Raw genomic sequence first — 22,744 nt, forward strand, 5'->3', positions numbered from 1 at the left:
CACGCCATGGCCGCCGAAATCATCGCCCTGCGCGAATCGCAACTGCGAATCGAAGACGGCGTCGCGCAGTTCTCGCACCAGCGCCCCGCCACCCGCAATGCGCTGACCTCTGGCCTGCGGCTGGACTATCCGGACATGCTGGAGCGCGTCGAAGCCGACCCAGCCATCCGCGCGCTGGTCATCACCGGCGAAGGCGGCAGCTTCTGCGCCGGCGGCGACATCAAGTCGATGCGCGAGCGCCATGTCAGCGCCGAAGCGCAGGCGCACGCGCCCGATGGCATGCGGCGTCGCGTGCTGGGCCTGAACGCCTGGTTGGCGCGCCTTCACGCGCTGGAGATACCCGTCATTGCCGCCGTCGATGGTGCGGCGGCGGGCGCCGGCTTCTCGATCGCCCTGGCGGCGGACTTCGTCCTCGCGTCCAGCCGCGCCATGTTCTGCATGTCATTCGCGAAGATCGGTCTGGTGCCGGACCTGGGCGCCTTCTACTTGCTGCCGCGCGCGGTCGGCCTGCCGATGGCCAAGGAACTGGCGCTCACCGCGCGCCGGGTGAGTGCGCACGAAGGCCAGCGCCTGGGCTTCGTCCATGCCATTCACGAGCCCGATGCGCTGCAGAGCGAAGCCATGCGCTTTGCGCGCCGCTTCCTGGCCGGCCCGCGCGAATCGGCAGGTCTGACCAAGCGCCTGATGAACCAGAGCTACGAGACGCCCTTTCGAACGCTGGTGGAGATGGAAGCGCAGGCGCAGGGCATCGCTTCCACTACGCCCTACCACCTGGCGGCGGTAGCGGCCTTCCTGGATGGCAAGCCGGCCACTTTCGACTGGGACCGCGACCGGGCCTGACGACCCCGGGGGGAAGGCGAGGCAGGGTAGGGGCTCAGGCCACCTGCCGCTGCTGGTCTTGCCAGTAGCGCGCGCGCAGCGCCTTCTTGTCGACCTTGTCCAATGGCGTGAGCGGCAGCGAATCCACCAGTTCGACGAACTTGGGCGCTTGCACCACGCCCTTGCGCTGCGTCACGAAGGCGATCAGCTCGTCGGCCGATAGCGCCGCGCCCGGCTTGGCCACCACCACCGCCATCACCGCCTCTCCCCACTTGGCATGCGGCACGCCGATCACGGCCGATAGGGCCACGCCAGGATGCTGCGCCAGGCAGCCTTCCACCTCGCTGGAGTACACATTGAAGCCGCCCGAAATGATCATGTCCTTGGCGCGATCCACAAGGTAGAGAAAGCCCTGTGCATCGCGTCGCGCCATGTCGCCCGTGTGCAGCCAGCCGTTCTCGAACACGCGCTCGGTTTCCTCGCGCCGATTGAGGTAGCCTGACATCACCAGCGGGCCACGCACGCACAGCTCACCGATCTCTTCCACGGGTACTTCCGTGCCGGTGGCGTCCAGCAGCTTCACCAGGTTGCCGGGAAGCACGCGCCCGCAGCTGCCCAGCAGGTGAGGGCACTGCGGGTCGTGCTCGTCACGGCGCAGGTAGCTGATGGTCATCGGCGCTTCGGCCTGGCCATAGACCTGCGCGAAGACGGGGCCCATTCGCTGCAACGCCTGCACCAGCCGGGCGGGGGCCATTGGCGCGGCGCCGTAGATCACAACCTCCAGGCTGGCGATGTCGTGCCGGCACAACTCGGGTGAATCGAGCAGGCCGTAGATCTGCGTGGGAACAAGGAAGGTGCTGGTGATGCGCTCGCGCGCCACCGTGGCCAGGAAGGCCTCGGGCGTGAAGCGGTCCAGCAGGTGCACGCTGCCGCCGCGCAGAAGGGTGGTGAGGATCATCGCGCCGGCCGCATGCGAAACCGGCGTGGCGGCCAGGAAGCGCACCTGCGCCGGCCATTCCCAGCCGGCGAGCTGCTGCAGCGCCGAAGTCACCACAGTGCGGTGGTGATGAACGATGCCCTTGGACTTGCCGGTGGTGCCGCCGCTGTAGGCGATCTTGAGGATGTCGGTCGGCTGCACCTCGTCCGCCGGCTCGCTGTCGCCTTGCGACGCACAGGCGGCGAGCAGGTCGATGCCGAAGTCGGCGGCGCCCAGGGTGAGCACATGCGCCACGATGCCGCGCGCCGCCAGGGTGCGGCCTCGCTCGGCATGGCGGGGCAGGTCGAGTACCAGCGCCTTCACGCCCGCGTCGGCCAGCACGAAGGCCTGGTCTTCTTCCGAGCCCAGCGGATGCAGCGGTACGTAAACCAGGCCCATGAGCTGCGCGGCCACGATGGCGACCACGGATTCGGTCGAGTTGGTGGCCAGCACCGCCACAGCGTCCTGGCGCTTCAGGCCCAGGGCGGCCAGCGCATGCATGGTGCGCCAGCAGGCCCGCGCGAGCTGCTCATAGCTAAGGCGCTGTTCGCCAGCCACCAGGGCCTCGCGCTGCGGATGCGCGCGCAGGGCGGCGCGGTACATCTGCGCGATGGTGGCGCTCTGATAGAGGGCATCGACCGGGGAGGGCGTAATGGATTGCTCGGCCGTCTGGGCGGCAATGTGTGCGCTCGTCATGGCTGCTGCTTCTCGATGCCGGCGGCTTGGCCCACTTCCTCGAAGCGCTTGGAGTCGGCGCGCATCTCGTCCAGGAAGGCTTGCGGCGTGGTGGGCGCAACCTCCAGGCCCAGCTGGCGCATGCGCGCCTTCACCTCGTCGCGGCCCAGTGCTTCGTTCAGGGCCGAGTTCAGGCGCTGGATCGCCGCCTGCGGCGTGGCCTTGGGCACCAGCATGCCGACGTATGGCTGGTCGTTGAAGCCGGCCAGGCCCAGCTCGGTGAGCGTGGGCACCTGCGGCAGGTCCGGCAGGCGGCGCCGGCCGAAAACGGCCAGCGGCCGGCTCGCGCCGCTTTCGATGAAGGGTTTCTGCGCGGCCAGCGTGTCGATCAGCAGGTCCACCCGGTCGCCGGCCAGGTCCTGCATGGCTGCAGGAACGCCGGCGTAAGGCACCTTGAGGATGTCGGCATGCGCGAGCTTGTTGATGCGCGCGTGATAGAACTCGTAGGTCGAGGCGGTCACTGCCATCGAGACGCTGCCGGGCTTCCTGCGCTCCTGCGCCACCACGTCGGCAAAGCCGCCCGGGAAGTTCTTGCGCGCCACCAGCACCAGGCTGAGGTTGACCGCCTTTCCCACTGGCGCGAGGCTCTTCTCAAAATCCACCGGCGGCACCTTGTACATGGCACGTGCCACCACCAGGGGCATGCCACCCATCAGCACCGTGTGGCCGTCGGCTGGGCCGCTGGCCACGAACTGCGCGCCGATGGCGCCCGACGCGCCGGGCTTGTTGACTACCACCACCGGCTGGCCGAGCGAGATGGCCATGCGGTCGCCCAGCACGCGGGCAATGATGTCGTTGGCGCCACCGGGCTGGTAGACGACGACGAGCTTGATGGGTTGCGATGGAAAGGCCGGCTCGGCCGCCGTGGCGGGCAGGGTGCCGGCGAGGGCGGCGAGGCCCAGCGCCAGGGTAATGGCGCGTCGTCGGAAAGGCATGGTTGTCTCCTGAAATGGGGGGGCGGGGGGCCGCCTTCGGCTCAGGAGAAATTGGACGCCGCCGCGCGCCTGCAATCGCCACCCGGCTCGGGTGGCGTGTCGTCATGCGGCAAGTGGGTTGCTGTCGGCTGGCTCGCGTGCCAGCTCGGCTTCCTGCAGCTCGCGCCAGGCGATCTTGCCGGTGGCCGACTTGGGCAGCGCTTCGACGATCTCGACGATGCGCGGCGCCTTGTAGGTGGCCATGTTGGCGCGGCACCACGCCAACAATGCCTCGCGGTCGGCGGGTCGCCCGGGCTTGAGCGCGACAATGGCCTTCACCGTCTCGCCGCGCTTGCTGTCGTGCGCGGCTATCACGCAGGCTTCGTGGATGTCGGGGTGGCCATTGAGCGTGGCCTCCACCTCGGCCGGCCATACCTTGTAGCCGGCAGCATTGATCATGCGCTTGAGGCGGTCGCGCATGAACACGTAGCCGTCGGCATCGAAACAGCCCAGGTCGCCGGTGCGGAAGAAGCGCTTGCCGTCGATGACGATGAAGCTTTGTTCGTTGGCTTCGGGGTTGTTCCAGTAGCCGCGCATCACCTGCGAGCCATGCGCGACGATCTCGCCCACCTCGCCTTGCGCCACGGGCTGCAGCGTCTCGGGGTCGACGATGCGCAGGTCCACGCCGAAAGTGGGCACGCCCAGGCACACGCGTTTGGGCGCATGCACGGGGTTGGCGCACAGGAAGGTGGCGGTCTCGGTCAGGCCGTAGCCCTCGATGTAGTCCAGGCCGTATTGATCCTTCAGCAGGCGGCTGATGCTGTCCGGCGTGGCGGCACCGCCGCCGGTGACCATGGCAAGGCTGGAAAGGTCGCGTGCCTCGATGCCCGGCTGCGCGAAGAAATCCACCAGCATCGCTGGCAGCGCGGCCCAGAAGCTCACGCGATGGCGCTCGATGAGCACCGCCGCGGTTTCGCGCTCCCAGCGCGACATCAGCACCACCGTACCGCCCATGTAGATGGCTGCATTCACGTTGTTCTGCAGGCCCAGCAGGTGAAACAGCGGCGCTACCGCGAGGAATGCGGTCTCGCTGTTGCAGCGCCGCCAGGTGGTGGAGCCCACGAACGATGTCATGGCCGTGCGGTGCGTGTGCATGCAGGCCTTGGGCGCGCCGGTCGTGCCCGAGGTGTAAGGCAGCATGCACAGGTCGTCGGGGCCGGCCTGGTGCACGCCGGGCGAGGAGCGTGCCTGCAGTGCGCCTTGCCAGCGTACCGCGCCCTTGGGCAGCGGCTGCGCGGCCGAAGGCGTACGCACCCAGTCGGGAATGTTCATGCCCTCGTCGTCAGCGCCGAGCGCGTCGCCGTAGGCATGCACGACCACGTGGCGCAGCAGGCCTTCCTGCAGCAGGGGAGCCGCAACGGGCAGCAGTTCCTGGGCGACGAAAGCCACGCGCGCACCGCTGTCGGCCAGGATGTGGCGCAGTTCATCTTGCAGCAGCATGGCGTTGACCGGCACGAACACCGCATCGGCGCGAAGGATGGCGAAGTAGGCGGCGATGAACTGCGGGCAGTTCTGGCTGAACACCGCAACGCGGTCGCCGCGCCGCACGCCCTGTGCCTGTAGCCAGCCGGCCAAGTGCTCGACGTCGCGAAGAAGTGCGCCGTATGACGTAGCGCCGCCGAAGAACTGGATGGCGGTCTTGGCCGGAAAGCGGCGCGCGGACGCTTCCAGGTTGTAGAAGATGCTGGTCTCGGGAATGTGGATCTGGCGCGGCAGGCCTTGGCGCGCGTGGTCCGCGGCCAGCGTGAGCGGGTTGCTCGGCCGCTCCACAATGCCTTCGGGCACTGCGGGAAACTCGAATGGGAACGAAGTGCTCATGATGGGACGCCGGGCGCGAGACTCATGGATGGCGCCGACCGGACTGGGGCGTGCGAGGTTGGTTCGGCTTGCGGCGCCGAGGCGGCGGGCGGCCGTGATGCGAAGGATGGCGTCAGGAGGTTGCGGGCGGCATCCAGTGGAGAGGGGCCGCGGGCCTGCGCGCGTGCGTAGGCCGCAGCGCGCACTTCGAACAGGCATTGGCGAAGCAAGGCCATGATAGGCTTCCGTCGGGGTGTGTTCAGACTGCGCCGGCCAGTTCCGGGACGGCCGTGAACAGGTCGGCTTCCAGGCCGTAGTCGGCCACCGAGAAGATAGGCGCTTCCGGATCCTTGTTGATCGCTACGATCACCTTCGAATCTTTCATGCCGGCCAAGTGCTGGATCGCGCCCGAGATGCCCGCTGCGATGTACAGCTCAGGCGCGACGATCTTGCCAGTCTGGCCCACTTGCCAGTCGTTGGGCGCGTAGCCCGCATCGACGGCTGCGCGACTGGCGCCCAGGCCCGCGCCAAGCTTGTCGGCCAGAGGCGCCATCACTTCCTGGAACTTCTCGGCGCTGCCCAGCGCGCGGCCACCGGAGACGATGATCTTGGCTGCCGTCAGTTCAGGGCGCTCGCTCCTGGTCACTTCGCGACCCAGGAACGCGCTCTTGCCGCTGTCGGCCACGCCTTCGGCGTTCTCGACCGAGGCGCTGCCGCCATCCGCCGGCGCGGCGTCGAAGCCGGTGGTGCGCACGGTGATCACCTTCGTAGCATCGGCGCTTTGCACGGTGGCGATGGCGTTGCCGGCGTAGATTGGGCGCTCAAAGGTGTCGGCGGCGACCACCTTGGTGATGTCGCTGATCTGCGCGACATCCAGCTTGGCGGCAACGCGTGGTGCCACGTTCTTGCCGTTGGCGGTGGCAGGGAACAGGATGTGGCTGTAGTTGCCGGCGATCGCCAGCACTTGCGCAGCCACGTTCTCGGCCAGGCCTTCGGCCAGCGAGGCGCTGTCGGCCGCGATCACCTTGGAAACGCCAGCGATCTTGGCAGCAGCGGCTGCCGTTTCGGCCGCGTTGGCACCAGCCACCAGCACGTGCACGTCGCCAGACTGGCAGGCGATGGCGGCGGTGACGGTGTTCAGGGTCGCCGGCTTGAAGGTGGCGTGGTCGTGTTCAGCAATAACGAGTACGGTCATTTGTCTTTCCCTCTTTCCCTGATCCTCAGATCACCTTGGCTTCGTTCTTGAGCTTGTCCACCAGCGTGGCGACATCGGGAACCTTGATGCCGGCGCCGCGCTTCGGCGGCTCGGACACCTTCAGCGTCTTCAGGCGAGGCGCAACGTCGACACCCAGCTCTCCGGGCTTGACCGTGTCCAGCTGCTTTTTCTTGGCCTTCATGATGTTGGGCAGCGTGACGTAGCGCGGCTCGTTCAGGCGCAGGTCCGTCGTAATGACCGCGGGAAGCGAAAGGCTGAGCGTCTCGAGGCCGCCGTCCACTTCGCGGGTGACGCTGACCTTGTCGCTGGCCACTTCGATCTTGGAAGCGAAGGTAGCTTGCGGCAGGTCGGCCAGGGCGGCGAGCATCTGGCCGGTCTGGTTGGCGTCGTCGTCGATGGCCTGCTTGCCCAGGAGGACGAGTTGGGGCTGTTCCTTGTCGACCAGCGCCTTCAGGAGTTTGGCGACGGCCAGCGGCTGCAGCTCTTCGGTCGTTTCCACCAGGATGCCGCGGTCGGCGCCAATGGCCATGGCGGTGCGCAGCGTCTCCTGGCACTTTGCTTCACCGCAGGAGACGGCAATGACCTCGGTGACCACCCCCTTTTCCTTCAGGCGCACAGCCTCTTCGACGGCAATCTCGTCAAAAGGGTTCATGCTCATCTTGACGTTGGCGATGTCTACGCCCGAACCATCGGCCTTCACCTGCGCCTTCACGTTCGCGTCGATCACGCGCTTGACTGCCACCAGTACTTTCATCTCGTTGCTCTCTGTCGATAAATTGATTGCGAATGGGCGTCAGGCGGCACCCTGGAAGCCCAGGCCCTGCAGCCGCAGGCGGTCGATGGCTTCTGCGTCGAAGCCCCAGTCGCGTAGGGCCGCGGCACCATGTTCGCCGCGTGCAGGTTCACGCCTGGGCACTGCAGACGGCGTGGCCGAGAAGCGCGGCGCCGGAGCGGGCTGCATCACGCCATCCACTTCCACGAAGCTGCCGCGTACCCGGTTGTGCGGATGGCCGGGCGCTTCCGAGAAACTCAGCACCGGCGCGACGCAGGCATCGCTGCCTTCGAACGCCTGGCTCCATTCGTCGCGCGTGCGCTTGGCAAAAGCGGCCTCGAGCGCGGCGCGGATCGCGGGCCAGCCCTTGCGGTCGTGCTGCGAGGGCAGGGCGGCGTCGGCCAGTCCCAGCTTTTCGAGCAGCTCGGCATAGAAGCGGCCCTCCACCGGGCCCACCGACATGTACCCGCCGTCGGAGGTGCGGTAACTGTCGTACCAGGGCGCGCCGCCGTCGAGCATGTTGCTGGCGCGCTCTTCGCGCCAGTTGCCCGAGGCCAGCAGGCCCCAGAAGATCGCGCCCAGTTGCGCGGCACCTTCGGTCATTGCGGCATCCACCACCTGGCCGGCACCGCCGTTCTTCACGTTGACCAGCGCGGCCAGCACGCCCACGGCCAGCAGCATGCCGCCGCCGCCGTAGTCGCCCACCACGTTCAGCGGCACGGTAGGCTTGGCATCCGGCGCGGCGCCAATGCCCGAGAGCACGCCGGACAGGGCGATGTAGTTCAGGTCATGCCCGGCGCGGTCGGCCATGGGGCCGGTCTGGCCCCAGCCGGTCATGCGGCCGTACACCAACTTCGGGTTGCGTGCCAGGGCCGCGTCGGGGCCCAGGCCGAGGCGTTCCATGGTGCCGGGGCGAAAGCCCTCGATCAGCACGTCGGCACGCTCGATCAGCGCCAGGGCAGCCTCGCGCGCCTCGCGCTTCTTCAGGTCCAGCGTGACGGAGCGCCGGCCGCGGCCCACCACGTTGATGCGCGGGCCTTCCATCTTGGGGCCCAGGTCGCCAGGAGCCACCGGGCGGTCGATACGGACCACGTCCGCGCCCATGTCCGCCAGCAGCATGGCGCCGAAGGGCCCGGGGCCGATGGCTTCGAATTCCACAACGCGAATGCCCGAAAGCACACTCATTCTCAAGTCTCCTGCTTATTGCGTTGCCTGGCCGGACCCTTGCCACCGAGTGCCGGCCCGCTGTCATGGGGGGAGTAGACACCGCGCCGTCTGCAAAGTCGCCACCCGCAACGGGTAGCCCCGGGGGTGTGCCGCCTCGGACGCTGCTGCACAATCGAAAACCCCTGGGGCGCTCCGGGCGCCGGTGCTCACTCCAAGTCAGTCATGTCCGTCAAGCCAACCCGCATCGAATCCCCCTCGCAGGTCAATCCTGCCGCCCCTTCGCTACCGGCGGGCCGGGTGCCGCCGCGCCTGGTGGTTCGCGAGCGCCTGCTGGCGCGCCTGGTCGACGAGCGGCGGCGCCGCTGCCTGGTGGTGACCGGGCCGGCTGGCAGCGGCAAGTCCACGCTGCTGGCTGCATGGCGCCAGGCGCTGGTGCCGCTGGGCTTCGAGGTGGCATGGGTGGCGCTGGCGGCTGAAGACAACGAGCCCGCGCATTTCTTCGACAGCCTGATCGCCGCCCTGGCCGCCGTCAGCCCGGAACTGGTTCGTGAGGCCGCCATCCTGGAAGACGTGGGCAGCGCCGACCCGGACGGAATGGAGCGCATGGCCATCACGCTGGTAGGCGCCATCGAAGCGTATGGACGCGAAGTGGTGCTGGTGCTGGACGACCTGCAGCACATCAGCGACCGCGGCGTGCTCGAAACCCTGCAATGGCTGCTGGACTACGCGCCGCCGCGCCTGCACATCGCACTGTCCTCGCGCAGTGCGGTTCCCCTGTCACAGGAGCGCTTGCGCGCCCAGGGCCAGGTGCTGGCGCTGGACCAGCGCGACCTGCGCTTCACCCTGGCCGAGACGGAGCAGTTCCTGAAGCTGCATGTAGGCGAGCTGGATGCTCGCACCGTCCGCCTCTTGCACGAGCTTACAGATGGCTGGGTGGCCGGCCTGCAGCTGTTTGCCGTGGACTGGAGGAAAAAGCGCCAGGGCACCCAGCCGCCGCAGGCCGAGAGCATTTCGCGCGTGCCGCTGCGCGACGCGCGTGCCTTCACCCATTACTTCGAGCAGGAAGTCCTGGCGCACCTGCCGGCCCAGACGCTGGACGTGCTGGTGAGCCTGGCGCCCTGCAACCGGGTGTGCCCGTCGTTGTGCGCGGCGCTGACCGGTCGGCCCGACTCGGTGGGTGAGGCCACGCGTCTTCTTGCGCGGCTGGAAAGTGACAACGTCTTCCTGGTGCCTGTCGAGGGCCCGCCACCACACACCTGGTACCGGCTGCATCCCCTGCTGCGCGAGACGCTGATCGACCGCTTCGAGCACCTGGACGAAGCGCGCCGGCGCCACTTGCATGTCTTGGCCTTCGAATGGTTCCGTGAAAACGGCGACCTGGCCGAGGCGGTGCGCCACGGCATCCAGGCGGGACGGGACCGGCAGGCCGCCGAACTGGTCGAGCAGTGTGCCGAGGCGATGTTCGTGCGCAGCGAGCGGCGCGACCTGGTTGCCCTGCTGCGCATGCTGCCGCCGCAAGAGGTGCAGCGCAGCTTCTGGCTGCGGCTGTGGAGCGCGCGCGCTCAGCTGTACCAGCGCGAGCTGCGCGCCTGTGAGGCGCAGCTGGATGCCCTGGAGCACGACCTGCCCGCTGGCGACGCGCGCCATTTCCAGGTGACCCTGCTGCGTGCGGCCGTGGCAGTGCAGCGCGACGACACCGAAGGGGCGCTCAAGCTGCTTCCGCGGCTATTGGACGCGCCCCCTGGCATCGATTCGCTGGCCCTGGGCGGGCGCAACAACATCCTGTCGTGGCTGTACATGCACCAGGGCGACTACGAGCGCGCCCGTCGCGTGCAGCAGGATTCGCTCCCGCTGGTGGTGCAGGGCGCGCCGCTGCTGAGCACGCCGTCGGGCCTGCTGCAGGGGCGCTGCCTGGTGGGCCTGTCGTGGGCCATGGAAGGGCAGATGACGCAGGCCGAGCGCACCTACCGCGCCGTGGCCGCCGAGGCCGAGCAGTGTGGCCGCGCCTGCGCCGACACGTACTACCTGGCCACCGCGCTGCTGGCCGATGTGCTGTACGAGCTGGACGATGCGAAGCAGGCGCGCGAACTCCTGAACGGCAAGGCCGACGTTCTGGAGCGCATCTCCATTCCCGATGCTGTGCTACGCGCATTCCGCGTGCTGGCCGCGGCGCAGCTGCAGGCAGGCCACCGGCTGGAGGCCTTCGCCTGCCTGGAACGCCTGGAGGACTACGCCATCAAGCATGGACTGGACCGTCTGCTGGCGCACAGCTTGGCCGATCAGATCCACCTGCACCAGCTGCAGGGCGAGATGACGGCGGCCGGCGAGGCGATGACGCGCCTGGATGCCTTGGGCGCCGCCCATGTGCACGCGCAGGCCAGCGCGCTGGCTGACATCCCCGAGCTGGTGGAGCGCGCGCACATCCGGCTGGATTTGATGCATGGCGACCTGGACGCTGCGTCGCAGCGCGTGAGCGGCCTGATCGCGCGCTGTGAAGCACGCGGCCATGGCCGCACGGCGGCGCAGCTGATGATGCAGGACGCGGTGATCGAGGCGCGCCGTGGCCGCACCGAGTCGGCGCGACGCCGCTTGGTGGATGCGCTCAGCCGCGGCCATCGCCTGGGCCTGCAGCGAAGCCTGCTGGATGCCGACCCGGCCGCGCGCAAGCTGGTGCGCGAGCTGGCCGCCACCGAGAAGCTCGATCCGGTGCTTGCCTTCTACGTGGGGCGCCTGCAGGCCACCAGCGCGGCGCCCGTCGACGCGGCGCGCGCGAGCGGCCATACGGTGCCGCCCGAGGATTTCAGCGCGCGCGAGATCGAGGTACTGCGCCTGCTGGCGCAGGCCATGTCGAACAAGAAGATCGCACGTGCACTGGGCCTGTCGCCCGAGACGGTGAAGTGGTACCTCAGCCGCATCTACGGCAAGCTGCGCGTGACCGGCCGAGACGAGGCGGTGGCCCGGGTGCGCGACCTGGGCTGGGACCGCGCCGGCGCAGCCCCGGGCGAGCTGCAGCGCTGAGCCACCCGGGAGTCGCAGCGGACCTGGTCGCGGGGGGGAGGCCTCAGGGCTCCGCCACGTTGAACATCGGCTCGAAGTCTTCCAGCAGCTGCAGCAGCTGCACCACGCGGTCCGCATTGCCCTCGACCTGGATCACGCCCGCGGACGCCAGTTGCCCGAATGCGTCGGGCAGGCCAGCCGGGTGCGTCTGCCACTGCGCCATGGCGGTGCGCGACAGCGTCACCCGCGCGTCGGCCTGGCCCCGTACGGCGCCGGGCAGGTAGGTGAGGGTCGCGTTGCCCAGGTGCATGGCCCAGGTCTCGGCGGCGTCCCGGTCGTGCCACTCGATGTCCATGCGCAGGCCCTCGGCGCGCTGGGCGTCCAGGCGCACGGCGAACGAATCCATCAACAGCTCGATCGGCAGCGCTCCGACCAGGTCGCGGCTGACATTGCGGCGGCGCACGTTCGGCACGCCCTTGCGCAGTTCCTGCGCGCCCAGCAGGAAGGCATTGCGCCAAGTTGCCGATTCGGCGGCAAAGCCCATCTGCTCCAGCGCGTCGGCGCACAGGGCGCGCGCGGCCTGATTGCCGGGATCGGCGAACACCAGGTGATTGGTGACTTCGGCCACCCAGCGGTGCTCGCCGCGGGCGAAGTCCTCGCGCGCCTGTGCCAGCAGCGCGTCGGCGCCGCCCATGTAGCGCACGTAGCGCGGGCCGGCCTCTTCGGGGGGCAGCAGGTGGAGGTGCGCGGGGTTGCCGTCGTACCAGCCCAGGTAGTGCTGCACGATGGAGCGCACGTTGTGCGAAATGGTGCCGTAGAAGCCGTGGTTGGCCCAGCGGCCCGCCAGCGAATCGGGCAGCTTCATGGCCTCGGCCACCTCGATGCCAGTCAGGCCGCGGTTCATCAGGCGCACCGTCTGGTCGTGCAGGTGCTTGTACATGTCGCGCTGGTCGCGCAGATAGCCGCGGATCTTCTCGTTGCCCCAGGTGGGCCAGTTGTGCTGCGCGAACACTACGTCGGCAGTGGGCGCGTAGCGGTCCAATGCCTGGTCGATGTAGCGCGACCACAGACGCGAATCGCGCACCTGTGCACCGCGCAGCGGGCACAGGTTGTGCAGCGCCTGGGTGCCGATCTCGGCCATGTTCAGCGCGCGCAGGCCGGGGAAGTGCAGGAACATCTCTGAAGGCGCCTCGCTCTCCAGCGCCAGATGGAAGATGATTTCGACGCCGTCGATCACATGCGTCTCGCTTTCCTGCTCGATGCTGCGCGTGGGCGGAATCAGCGTGGTGGTGCCCATGGGCACGGCCTTGCCCATGCCGCAGTCCACCGTGCCGCACGCATGTCGCGGCAGCGAGACTCCGAACTGGAACATGGCGCGCCTGCCCATGGCATTGCCGGCCAGCACGTTTTCCGACACGGTGTGCCACATGAAGCCCGAGGGCGCCACGATGGGTACGCGCCGGGCAATCGCGTCCTGCTCATCGAGCACGCCGCGCGCACCGCCGAAGTGGTCGGCATGGCTGTGCGTGTAGATGAGGCCGGTGACGGGTCGATGGCCGCGGTGCTCGCGGTAGAGCTTCAGCGCCGCCTCGGCCGTTTCGGCCACGGTGAGCGGATCGACGATGACCACGCCGGTCTCGCCTTCCACGAAGGTGATATTCGACACGTCGAAGCCGCGCACCTGGTAGATGCGCTCGGTCACCTTGAAAAGGCCGTGCAGGTTGTTCAGCCGCGCGTGTTGCCACAGGTTGGCGTGTACGGTGTCGGGGCCCTGCGCCGATTCGTCAAGAAATGAGAAGTCGCGCAGGCTCCAGTTCACGCGGCCCTTGGCGTCGGTGATGTGCGCATCGGCAATGGTGGCGATGAAGCCGCGGCGTGCGCTTTCGAGGTTCTCCTCGGTATCGGCCAGGGGCAGCAGGGCGTCTGAAATGTTCATGGCAATGCGATCTGATGGGGGAAGAAAAGTAGACGTGCTCAGGGGGTTGCGGCGGCTGCCCGTGCCGGCCAGAAGGGGGCGCGCAGCTCGCGCTTGAGCACCTTGCCGGCCCCCGAAAGCGGCAGCTCGGCGCGGAACTCCACGCTCTTGGGGCACTTGTAGCCGGCAATGGAATCGCGGCAGTGCGCGCGCACCGCGTCTGCATCGAGGCTGGCGCCGGGGCGCAGCACCACAACGGCGTGCACCGCCTCCACCCAGGTCGGGTGCGGAATGCCGATGACCGCGCACATGGCCACAGCCGGGTGGCGTGCGATCACGCCTTCCACTTCGGCCGAGTACACGTTCTCGCCTCCGGTGACGATCATGTCCTTGATGCGGTCGACCACGAACAGGTGCCCGGCTTCGTCCATCCAGGCGCCGTCGCCAGTGAAGAGCCAGCCATCGCGCAGCGCGGCCGAGGTTTCCGCGGGCTTGTTCCAGTAGCCCGACGTGATGTTGGGGCCGCGCACGACGATCTCGCCGACGCTGCCTGGCGGCAGTTCGCGCCCATCGTCGTCGACGATCTTCACTTCCACGCCCGGCACCGCGCGGCCGGCCGAGCCCGAGAGGCCGTTGGCGCGCCCTTGCTCGGCATGGTTTTCCGGCGGGTTCACGCTGACGATGGGGCAGGCCTCGGTCAGCCCGTACTGGTGGAAGAAGTCCACGCCGGGCAGGGCGCTCAGCATGTCTTCCAGAACCGTCGGCAGGATCGGCGAGGCGCCGTAGCTCAGGCGCTTGACGCCCGAGAGGTCGGTGCGCTCGAAATCAGGATGCGCGATGAGCGCCTGGATCATGGTGGGCACCAGGGCCAGTTCGTTGACGCCTTCGCGCTCGATGGTGTGCAGCAGTTCGGCTGGCTCGAAGCCCGGCACGATCACATGCGTGCCGCCGCTCACGAACTGCATCATGGCGCGGCTGAGCGCGCCGATGTGGAAGAGAGGCGCCGAATGCAGCAGCACGCTGCGCGGAAGCGGCGGGATCTCGGCAATGCGCTGCAGCGCGCCGCACCACAGGTTGCGGTGCGTCTGCATCACGCCCTTGGGAAAGCCGGTGGTGCCGCCGGTGTACATGATGCAGGCCAGGTCGACGTCGGCGCGCCGCGCGTCGGGAACGGGCGCCGCGTTGCCGATGAGTTGCTCGTAACGCAGCATGTCGTGCGGCAGCTCCTGCTCGCCGGCATGGATCAAACGTGGCGCATGCCGTGCGCTGGCGCAGATGGCATCGGCCAGTGGGGTGAAGCGGTCGTCCACGAACAGGATTCGCGTGTCGCAGTCGTCCAGCGAATAGACGATCTCGGGCACGCTCCACCGGATGTTCACCGGGTTGAGCACGGCACCGGCCCACCAGGTGGCCATCATCACTTCCAGATAGTGGTCGCTGTTGAGCGCGAGGATGCCCACGCGGTCGTCGGGCTGCACGCCCAGACCCTGCAGCGCGCCGGCCAGCCGGGCCACGCGCGCAGCGAATTGACGGAAGCTGCGGCGCCGCCCGCGAAACACGGTGGCGGTGCGGTCCGGGGTTTGCTGCAGCGAGCGCTGCAGCCCTTGAGTCATTTGCACGGCTTGTCTCTGCTTTTCACAAGGGAGCCAGTGGAGCAGGGCCGCGGCTGCGCTGCGCCACCCACTTCAGGGGGGCGGGAAAGCCAGCAGCGCTCACTGCTGGGGGCAGCGTGTCTCGCCTGGGACATGGGCCGCCACCCGTTGCAGGTGGTGAAGCGCGGGATCGCGCCTCCTATCGTCGTGCCATCCCCCAATGAGAAGGAGACATGCCTTGAACGTCACTCGCAACGTCTTCCGGGAAGATCACGAGATGTACCGCGAAACGGTGCGCCGGTTCCTGGAAAAGGAGTGCCTGCCGCGTCAGGCCGCATGGGACGCTGCCGGCCAGGTTGACCGCGAGACCTGGCGCAAGGCCGGCCGCGAAGGACTGCTGTGCGCGTCGCTGCCCGAGGAGTACGGTGGCGGTGGTGGCGACTTCGGACACGCGGCCGTGTTCGCTGAAGAGACCGCGCGCTCGGGCGTGAGCGGCCCGGCCTTCGGCATGCATTCGGACATCATCGCCCCTTACATCCACCGCGCCGGGAACGATGAGCAGAAGAAGAAGTGGCTGCCCGGCGCCGCCTCGGGCGAGCTGATCCTGGCCATTGCCATGACCGAGCCGGGCACCGGCAGCGACCTGAAGGCCGTGCGCACCACCGCGGTTCGCGAAGGCGACGAGTACGTCATCAACGGCAGCAAGACTTTCATCAGCAACGGCCTGATCGCTGACCTGATCATCGTGGTGTGCAAGACGGACCCGGCGGCGGGCGCCAAGGGCATCAGCCTGATCGCGGTGGAGGCGACGCGCGCGGGCTTCCGGCGCGGGCGCAAGCTGCAGAAAGTGGGCCAGTTCGCGCAGGACACGGCCGAGCTGTTCTTCGACAACGTGCGCGTGCCGGTGGGAAACCGGCTGGGCGAAGAAGGCAAGGGCTTTGCCTACCTGATGGGCGAGCTGCCGCAGGAGCGCTTTTCCATCGCGGTCGCAGCGGCCGCTCGCCTGGAGCGCGCGCTGGAAACCACCATCGACTATGTGAAGGACCGGCGCGTGTTTGGCCAGACCGTGTGGGACTTCCAGAACACCAAGTTCAAGCTGGCCGACATCAAGGCGCAGGCCGTGGCCGTGCGCACCATGGTCGACTACTACCTGGCCGAGCACATGCGCCGGCGCCTGACGCTGGAAGAGGCGGCCATCGCCAAGCTCTTTTCCACCGAGACGCTGGGCAAGGCCATCGACGAGATGGTGCAGCTGCACGGCGGCTACGGCTACATGCTGGAGTACCCCATTGCGCGCGACTTCGTCGACATGCGCGTCACACGCATCTACGGCGGCACCAGCGAAGTGATGCGCGAGCTGATTTCCCGAAAGCTCTGAGGCGTTGCCGCCTCGGACGAACTCATTCCTTGTCAACTCTCCTCAGGAAAACCATGACCCGCAAAGTCTTCGTTGCCGGTGTCGGCATGATTCCGTTCAAGAAGCCCGGCACCAGCGAGCCCTACGACGTGATGGGCGAGGTGGCGATTCGCCAGGCGTTGCAGGACGCCGGCCTGGACTACGCCGACGTGCAGCAGGCCTACGCCGGCTACGTGTACGGCGACTCCACCTGCGGCCAGAAGGCGCTGTACCGGGTGGGCATGACCGGCATTCCGGTCGTCAACGTGAACAACAACTGCGCGACCGGCTCTACGGCGCTGTACCTGGCACGCCAGGCGGTGCAAAGCGGCGCGGTTGACTGCGCGCTGGCCGTGGGCTTCGAGCAGATGAACCCGGGCGCGCTGAAGTCACGCTGGGACGACCGCAAGCCCGCGCTGGAGCGCGCGCTGGAGGTCGTGGACGAGCTGGTCGGCATGCCCGAGATCCCCTCGGCCATCCGCCAGTTTGCCGGCGCCGGCCGTTCCCACATGGAGAAATACGGCACCAAGCTGGAAACTTTCGCATCCATCCGCGCCAAGGCCAGCCGCCATGCCGCGCGCAACCCGCTGGCCGTGTTCCGCAACGTGGTCAGCACCGAAGACGTGATGAACGCCCCCATGCTGTGGGACGGCGTCATCACCCGCTTGATGGCCTGCCCGCCCACCTGCGGCGGCGCTGCGGCCATCTTGGTCTCGGAGGAGTTCGCCAGGAAGCGCGGCCTGCGCACGGGCGTGTTCATCGCCGGACAGTCGATGACCACCGACACGCCCAGCACCTACGAGGCGCGCGACATGATCCGTGTGGTGGGCTTCGACATGACGCGCCTGGCCGCCGGGCAGGCCTATGAACAGGCCGGCATCGGTCCCAAGGACGTGGATGTGATCGAGCTGCACGACTGCTTTGCGCAGAACGAGCTCATCACTTACGAAGGACTGGGCCTGGCTGCGGAGGGCGAGGGACCGAAGCTGGTGGCAGACGGCGACAACACCTATGGCGGCAAGTGGGTGGTCAACCCCTCGGGCGGCCTGTTGTCGAAGGGCCATCCGCTGGGCGCCACCGGCCTTGCGCAGTGCTACGAACTCACGCACCAGTTGCGCGGCACCGCGGACGACCGGCAGGTAAGTAATGCTCGCATCGCGCTGCAGCACAACCTGGGCCTGGGCGGCGCGGGCGTCGTGACCATCTACCAGAAGGCGGACTGAAATGATCGACCCCAAACACATCGGCATGAAGCTGCCGACCTACAAGGCGACGCCCGAGATCGGCCAGCTTCGATTTTTCGCCAAGTCCATCGGCGAGACGAACCCCATCTACCTGGACGAATCGGCCGCGCGCGATGCCGGTCACCCAGGCGTGCCGCTGCCTCCCACTTTCCTCTTCTCGCTGGAGTTCCAGATTCCGTCGAACGCATGGCGGGAAGAAATGGGCATCAACCCCGCCCGCATCCTGCACGGAGAGGAGTCGTTCCAGTACCACTGCATGGCATATGCCGGTGACACGTTGCAGTTCGAGACGCGCGTGGCCGACATCTACGACAAGAAGGGCGGGGCGCTTTCCTTCGTGGTGCGCGAAACGCGCGTGACCAACCAGCGCGGCGAACACGTGGCCGACCTGCGCAGCGTGCTCGTGCATCGCAACTGAACCCGGCCAGGAGATGACTTCCCCATGACTGCCATGACCAAACTCGACCTTCTCAAGGTGGGCGACACGCTGCCGCGGCTGGTGCTGCCCGCCATCAACCGCACCACTTTGGCGCTATTCGCGGGTGCTTCGGGCGACCACAACCGGGTCCATATCGACATCGACTACGTACGCGCCGCCGGCATGACCGACGTGTTTGCGCACGGCATGCTGTCGATGGCCTACCTGGGCCGCCTGCTCACGCAATGGGTAGACCAGCGCCGCATTCGCAGCTTCGGCGTGCGCTTCACGGGCATCACGCACCTGGGCCACATCATCACCTGCACCGGCAAGGTGGTGGAACTGCTGGAGGTGAATGGCGAGCAGCGTGCCAAGCTGGAGATACAGACCGCCAACCAGTACGGCGACGTGAAGATCGTCGGCGACGCAATCGTCGCGGTATAGGCCCACCCCGGTTTCCCTTTTTCAACCCCTCATCACACACAGACATTCGGAGATAAGCAATGGGTACTCTTGACGGCAAGGTGGCACTGGTCACCGGTTCGGGTCGCGGCATTGGCCAGGCCATCGCCATGAAGCTCGCCAGCGAAGGCGCGCGCCTCGTCATCAACGACCTGGACGCCGACCCGGCCAACGAGACGGTCGAGCTCATCAAGAAGGCCGGCGGCCAGGCCGTGGCCTGCGCTGGCAACGTGAGCGCGCCGGACTTTGCCGAGCGCTACATCAAGACCGCGATGGATGCCTACAAGGCCATCGACATCATCGTGAACAACGCCGGCTTCACCTGGGACGACGTGATCCAGCGCATGAGCGACGAGCAGTGGTATGCCATTGTCGACTGCCACATGACGGCCCCGTTCCGCATCCTGCGTGCGGCCTACCCGGTCATCAAGGCGCAGGCCGCGGCAGATGCCGAGAAGGGCATCGTGGTCAACCGCAAGGTGGTCAACGTGTCTTCCACTTCGGCGCTCAATGGCAATGCGGGCCAGATGAACTATTCGTCGGCCAAGGCCGGCGTGATCGGAATGACTCGCGCGCTCAGCCGCGAATGGGGCCGCTTCAACGTCAACGTGAACGCGGTCGCCTTCGGCCTCATCCACACCCGCATGACCAACGCTGACGCCAAGGCCGGCGCGACCGTAAACATCGAGGGCAAGGAGATCCGCGTGGGCCTGAACCCGGAACTGCTCAAGAGCCACGCGCAGCGCAACCCGCTGGGCCGTGGCGGCACGCCCGAGGAAGCGGCTGGCGCTGTTTACCTGTTCTGCCTGCCCGAGTCGAACTACATCACCGGCCAAGTGGTGGCCGTGGCCGGCTCGCCGCAGTAGGACTGCATCGGATGACCGAAACCGCTGCAACCGGCGGCGCACGCCCGCGGCGCCTGCTGCACACCCGCGAGGTGGTGTGCCGAGGCTATGTGCGCGAGGATGGGCTGTTCGACTTCGAGGCCAGCCTGCGCGACATCTCGGCGAACGGCACCGACCTGTACTTCAAGCAGGTCGATGCCGGCGGCCTGCTGCACGGGCTGCGCCTGACGATGACCATCGACGCGGACATGCAGATCGTGCAGATGCAGGCGCATTCGGACACCGTTCCGACGCCGTTCTGCGGCGAGAGCAGTGCGTTCTACGGGCAACTGGAAGGTCTGCGCATCGGCCCGGGCTTTACCCAGCGCGTGAAGGAGCGCGTGGGTGGCCGCAAGGGTTGCACGCACCTGACCGAACTGATGGGCCCGCTGGCGACCACCGCGGTGCAGACCGTCATGGCCCTGCGCCGCGAGACGCGTGACCTTGCCGTCGAACTGCAAGGCGACGCGCCGATGCCACGTCCGGCCGTCTACAACACATGTCATACCTATCGGCAGGAGGGGCAGGCGATTCAGGTGATTTGGCCCGATCGCCGGCGTGGTGTGGCCTGACTTGTGCGATGCGCATTCGCGCTCGGCCCGACATCGGCCAGCTGAAGAAGCAAGCCAAGGAATTGCTTGCTCTGTATCGCCGCGGTGATCCGGCCGCGATGCAACGGTTCCGGGCCCCGCTGCCTGCGGCCCGCGGCAGGAACGATGAAGAACTGGCCGGCCGGTCCTTGCGCCTGCATGATGCGCAATCCTGCATTGCGCGCGAGTACGGCTTTCCTTCCTGGGCCGATCTGCAGGTGTTCGTGCTCGCGCGCCCGGCGTTGGCGGACGACCCCGAGCAGGCTGTGCGCCACTGGGTGCGCATGGTCTATGCCGGCGACGTGGCGGGCGGCAACGACACGCACCGGCCGGCGGTGGCCGCGCGGATGCTGGCCGAGTCTCCGACGCTGGCCGGCGACGACGATTCCTACCTTGCCTGCGCGATCGGCAATGAACAGGTTCTCCGGCGCGCCACCGCGCGCGACCCGGCGTGGGTCCACCGCGAAGGCGGGCCATTGAACTTGCCGCCGCTGGTGGCCGTGACCCACTCGGGGCTCGCCACCCGGCCGGGTTTTCGCGAACGCCTGCGCGATTGCGCGCGCTTCCTGCTCAGCGCCGGCGCTTCGGCCAACCAGTCCGTCGGCAATCGATGGCCGCCGGCCTCGCTGGAGGTGCCATCGCAGACGGAGCGGCTGTCCGCCCTCTACGGCGCGGCCGGCAAGGCTTTCGATCCGCAACTCACGCGCCTGCTGCTCGAGGCCGGTGCAGACCCCAACGACGGCGAATCGCTCTACCACTCGCTCGAAGCGCCGGCGTGCACCCGTTTGCTGCTGGAGGCGGGCGCGCGCATCGCTGGCTCGAACGCGATGTACCGCGCGCTCGACCTCGAAGATCCGGGTGTGCTCGAACTGCTGCTGGCGCACGGCGGTGATGCCAACGAGCCGGCCTTGGGCCCACCCAGAACCCGTGCGTGGCGGCGACTGGGTCGGGTGCGCCGAGGCCTTGCGCGCCCACGGCCTACTACCGGCTGCGCGACCGGACCCGGCAGGTGCGGACGTCGTGCTGATCGGCGACAGGCGCTATCGGTTCGCGGACGATGTCGCAGAGGCTCTGCTCGGATTCTCGGACGCGCCTGCGCACTGAGCCGGAGCCGGTTGGCGGGCACCCTTCGGGTCACGCGTCCAGCAGGCAATCCATCAAGAGCCGCACCGGGCGCGGCACCGCGCTGAAGTTGCGCGCGCCGACCAGCAGGCGACGCCGGGCCCAGTCGTCGCGCAGGCGCACCTGGCGCAGGTCCATCGCGGCGAGCAGCGGCTGCACTGCGGCTTCGGGCAGCACGGCGATGCCGAGGCCCGCTGCCACCATCTGGCACATGGCGTCGAAGCTGCGCACGCGGATGCGCAGGCGCAGGCGCCGCCCCAGCTCCTCGGCAGCGTCCTGCATGCGCACCGCCAGCGACGTGCCGGCGGCCAGGCTGACGAATTCGTAGTCGGTCGCGCGCTCGAAGTCGATGTCCTCGTCGCCCCCCAGCGGGTGGCCCGGCGGCAGCACGACCACCAGCTGGTCGCTGCGGTAGCTGACGGTCTGCAGGCCCAGCGGCGGGGTGCGGTCGGCAAAGATGCCGAGGTCGGCCCGGCCCTCGAGCACTGCCCGTACGATGTCGTCGCTGTTCTGCTCCTCCAGCTCGATGCGGATGCCGGGGTTCTGCTGGACGAACCGGGCCAGGTCGTGCGGCAGGAACTGCGTGACGGCCGACGTGTTGGCCCACAGCCGCACCACGCCGATCACGCCGTGCGCGAAGTCCGACAGGTCGGCCGCCAGGTGGTCGACGTCGGCCAGTATTCGGCGCGCATGCGCCTGCAGCGCCTTGCCGGCCGGCGTCAGCGTGACGCCGCGCGAATGCCGGTCGAACAGCTTGGCGTCGACGGCCGCCTCCAGGTCGACCATGCGCTTGCTGGCCGCGCCCAGCGCCAGCCGCGCCAGCGACGCGCCCTTGCTGATGCTGCCCGTGCGGGCGATGACGCAGAACAGCGAGAGCGAAACCAGGTCGAGGCGATGGAGGTTCAAGGAGGGCGTCCGCGGTCGAGATGCCGCATTTTCCACTCCCCGTGCGCCGGTCACGTGCCCCGGAGGATCTCGTCGGATGCCTTCTCGCCGATCATCATGGAGGCCGCGCAGATGTTGGCGCTGGGCATCCTCGGCATGATGGACGAATCGGCCACGCGCAGCCCGGTCACGCCATGCACGCGCAGGCGCGCGTCCACCACGGCTCCGGCATCGCCGGCCGGGCCCATGCGGGCCGTGCCGTTGAGGTGATAGGACGAGACCCCGTAGCGCTTGGCGAAGTCCAGCAGTTCGTCGTTGCGCTCCAGCGCCGGGCCGGGCAGCGTCTCGCGCTCGACGTACGGGGCGAGTGCCCGGGTGCGAAGGAGCCTGCGTGCCAGGCGGATGCCGTCGACCAGCACGCGCCGGTCGTTCTCGTGGTCCAGGTAGTTCGGCTGGATGACCGGCGCCTGGTGCGGGTCGGGCGACGCCAGCCGCACGTGGCCCAGGCTTTCCGGGCGGTGTTGCCAGACGCCTGCGGTGATGCCCGGGAACTTGTCCAGCATGCCCACATACCCCTCGCGGTAGCTGGCCGGCGCGAACACGCCCTGCAGGTCCGGCTCGGCCAGGCCGGCCCGCGACATCCAGAAGTAGTGCACGATGGACGGGCACAGGGCCATGATGCTGGGGCGCTTGAGTGCCCAGCGCGCGGCCTGCAGCGCGATCGACGGGCCGGTCGCGATCTCGTTGAGCGTGCTGACGCCGTGCACCCGGGCCACCAGGCGC

General features: G+C 68.2%; 18 protein-coding genes and 1 pseudogene. 9 read left to right on the forward strand and 10 right to left on the reverse strand.

All coding sequences use genetic code 11. The features are described from left to right. Window positions 1-6: 6 nt before the first annotated feature. A complete protein-coding gene (locus tag VES41_RS20860; RefSeq protein WP_324821020.1) occupies window positions 7-840 on the forward strand; it encodes an enoyl-CoA hydratase/isomerase family protein in 834 nt (277 codons plus the stop codon). Between the two features lie 34 nt (window positions 841-874). Here VES41_RS20860 and VES41_RS20865 read toward each other — a convergent pair whose 3' ends face one another. The 6 genes from VES41_RS20865 to VES41_RS20890 form a co-directional block, all read right to left on the reverse strand. After that, window positions 875-2,491 (reverse strand): AMP-binding protein, encoded by a 1,617-nt coding sequence (locus VES41_RS20865; RefSeq protein WP_324821023.1) that lies wholly within the window; start codon window positions 2,489-2,491, stop codon window positions 875-877. Next, complete coding sequence (locus tag VES41_RS20870; RefSeq protein ID WP_324821025.1) at window positions 2,488-3,465, reverse strand: tripartite tricarboxylate transporter substrate binding protein; 978 nt, start codon at window positions 3,463-3,465, stop codon at window positions 2,488-2,490. Before VES41_RS20870 ends, VES41_RS20865 begins: the two co-directional genes overlap by 4 nt. 102 nt (window positions 3,466-3,567) lie before the next feature. Then, the gene (locus VES41_RS20875; protein WP_324821030.1) at window positions 3,568-5,322 is read right to left on the reverse strand and encodes a long-chain-fatty-acid--CoA ligase; all 1,755 of its coding nucleotides are present in this window, start codon (window positions 5,320-5,322) and stop codon (window positions 3,568-3,570) included. Window positions 5,323-5,560: 238 nt separating this feature from the next. Further along, window positions 5,561-6,496, reverse strand: coding sequence for an electron transfer flavoprotein subunit alpha/FixB family protein (locus tag VES41_RS20880; protein WP_324821033.1), 936 nt, complete (start codon window positions 6,494-6,496; stop codon window positions 5,561-5,563). Window positions 6,497-6,521: 25 nt separating this feature from the next. Beyond that, the gene (locus tag VES41_RS20885; RefSeq protein WP_324821036.1) at window positions 6,522-7,271 is read right to left on the reverse strand and encodes an electron transfer flavoprotein subunit beta/FixA family protein; all 750 of its coding nucleotides are present in this window, start codon (window positions 7,269-7,271) and stop codon (window positions 6,522-6,524) included. A gap of 39 nt (window positions 7,272-7,310) precedes the next feature. Further along, entirely contained in the window at window positions 7,311-8,474 is a 1,164-nt protein-coding gene (locus tag VES41_RS20890) for a CaiB/BaiF CoA-transferase family protein (RefSeq protein WP_324821039.1), read from the reverse strand. Between the two features lie 204 nt (window positions 8,475-8,678). Here VES41_RS20890 and VES41_RS20895 point away from each other — a divergent pair, with 204 nt between their 5' ends. Then, complete coding sequence (locus VES41_RS20895; RefSeq protein WP_324821042.1) at window positions 8,679-11,474, forward strand: LuxR C-terminal-related transcriptional regulator; 2,796 nt, start codon at window positions 8,679-8,681, stop codon at window positions 11,472-11,474. Window positions 11,475-11,517: 43 nt separating this feature from the next. Here VES41_RS20895 and VES41_RS20900 read toward each other — a convergent pair whose 3' ends face one another. Then, window positions 11,518-13,389, reverse strand: coding sequence for an alkyl/aryl-sulfatase (locus VES41_RS20900; protein ID WP_324821044.1), 1,872 nt, complete (start codon window positions 13,387-13,389; stop codon window positions 11,518-11,520). 38 nt (window positions 13,390-13,427) lie between these two features. After that, window positions 13,428-14,987 (reverse strand): long-chain fatty acid--CoA ligase, encoded by a 1,560-nt coding sequence (locus VES41_RS20905; protein ID WP_324821046.1) that lies wholly within the window; start codon window positions 14,985-14,987, stop codon window positions 13,428-13,430. Window positions 14,988-15,198: 211 nt separating this feature from the next. Here VES41_RS20905 and VES41_RS20910 point away from each other — a divergent pair, with 211 nt between their 5' ends. The 7 genes and pseudogenes from VES41_RS20910 to VES41_RS20940 form a co-directional block, all read left to right on the forward strand. Further along, on the forward strand, window positions 15,199-16,338 hold the full coding sequence (locus VES41_RS20910; RefSeq protein WP_324821048.1) for an acyl-CoA dehydrogenase family protein: 1,140 nt from the start codon (window positions 15,199-15,201) through the stop codon (window positions 16,336-16,338). A 53-nt stretch (window positions 16,339-16,391) separates the two neighbouring features. After that, on the forward strand, window positions 16,392-17,579 hold the full coding sequence (locus VES41_RS20915) for a lipid-transfer protein (RefSeq protein WP_324821050.1): 1,188 nt from the start codon (window positions 16,392-16,394) through the stop codon (window positions 17,577-17,579). A gap of 1 nt (window position 17,580) precedes the next feature. Next, on the forward strand, window positions 17,581-18,018 hold the full coding sequence (locus VES41_RS20920) for a MaoC family dehydratase N-terminal domain-containing protein (RefSeq protein WP_324821052.1): 438 nt from the start codon (window positions 17,581-17,583) through the stop codon (window positions 18,016-18,018). Window positions 18,019-18,051: 33 nt separating this feature from the next. Beyond that, the gene (locus VES41_RS20925) at window positions 18,052-18,462 is read left to right on the forward strand and encodes a MaoC family dehydratase (protein WP_324821055.1); all 411 of its coding nucleotides are present in this window, start codon (window positions 18,052-18,054) and stop codon (window positions 18,460-18,462) included. A gap of 59 nt (window positions 18,463-18,521) precedes the next feature. Then, on the forward strand, window positions 18,522-19,346 hold the full coding sequence (locus VES41_RS20930) for an SDR family NAD(P)-dependent oxidoreductase (RefSeq protein ID WP_324821059.1): 825 nt from the start codon (window positions 18,522-18,524) through the stop codon (window positions 19,344-19,346). Window positions 19,347-19,357: 11 nt separating this feature from the next. After that, a complete protein-coding gene (locus tag VES41_RS20935) occupies window positions 19,358-19,936 on the forward strand; it encodes a DUF2889 domain-containing protein (RefSeq protein ID WP_324821061.1) in 579 nt (192 codons plus the stop codon). 8 nt (window positions 19,937-19,944) lie between these two features. Further along, window positions 19,945-20,889, forward strand: a pseudogene (locus VES41_RS20940) (hypothetical protein); the annotation flags it as partial. Between the two features lie 199 nt (window positions 20,890-21,088). Here VES41_RS20940 and VES41_RS20945 read toward each other — a convergent pair. Together VES41_RS20945 and VES41_RS20950 are read right to left on the reverse strand one after the other, a co-directional pair. Continuing rightward, the gene (locus VES41_RS20945) at window positions 21,089-21,982 is read right to left on the reverse strand and encodes a LysR substrate-binding domain-containing protein (protein ID WP_324821065.1); all 894 of its coding nucleotides are present in this window, start codon (window positions 21,980-21,982) and stop codon (window positions 21,089-21,091) included. Window positions 21,983-22,032: 50 nt separating this feature from the next. Next, a partial coding sequence (locus tag VES41_RS20950; RefSeq protein ID WP_324821067.1) for a GMC family oxidoreductase occupies window positions 22,033-22,744 on the reverse strand: 712 nt, incomplete at its 5' end.

It is taken from the genome of Variovorax sp. (genome assembly GCF_035634955.1).
Taxonomy (GTDB): Bacteria; Pseudomonadota; Gammaproteobacteria; order Burkholderiales; family Burkholderiaceae_C; genus Variovorax.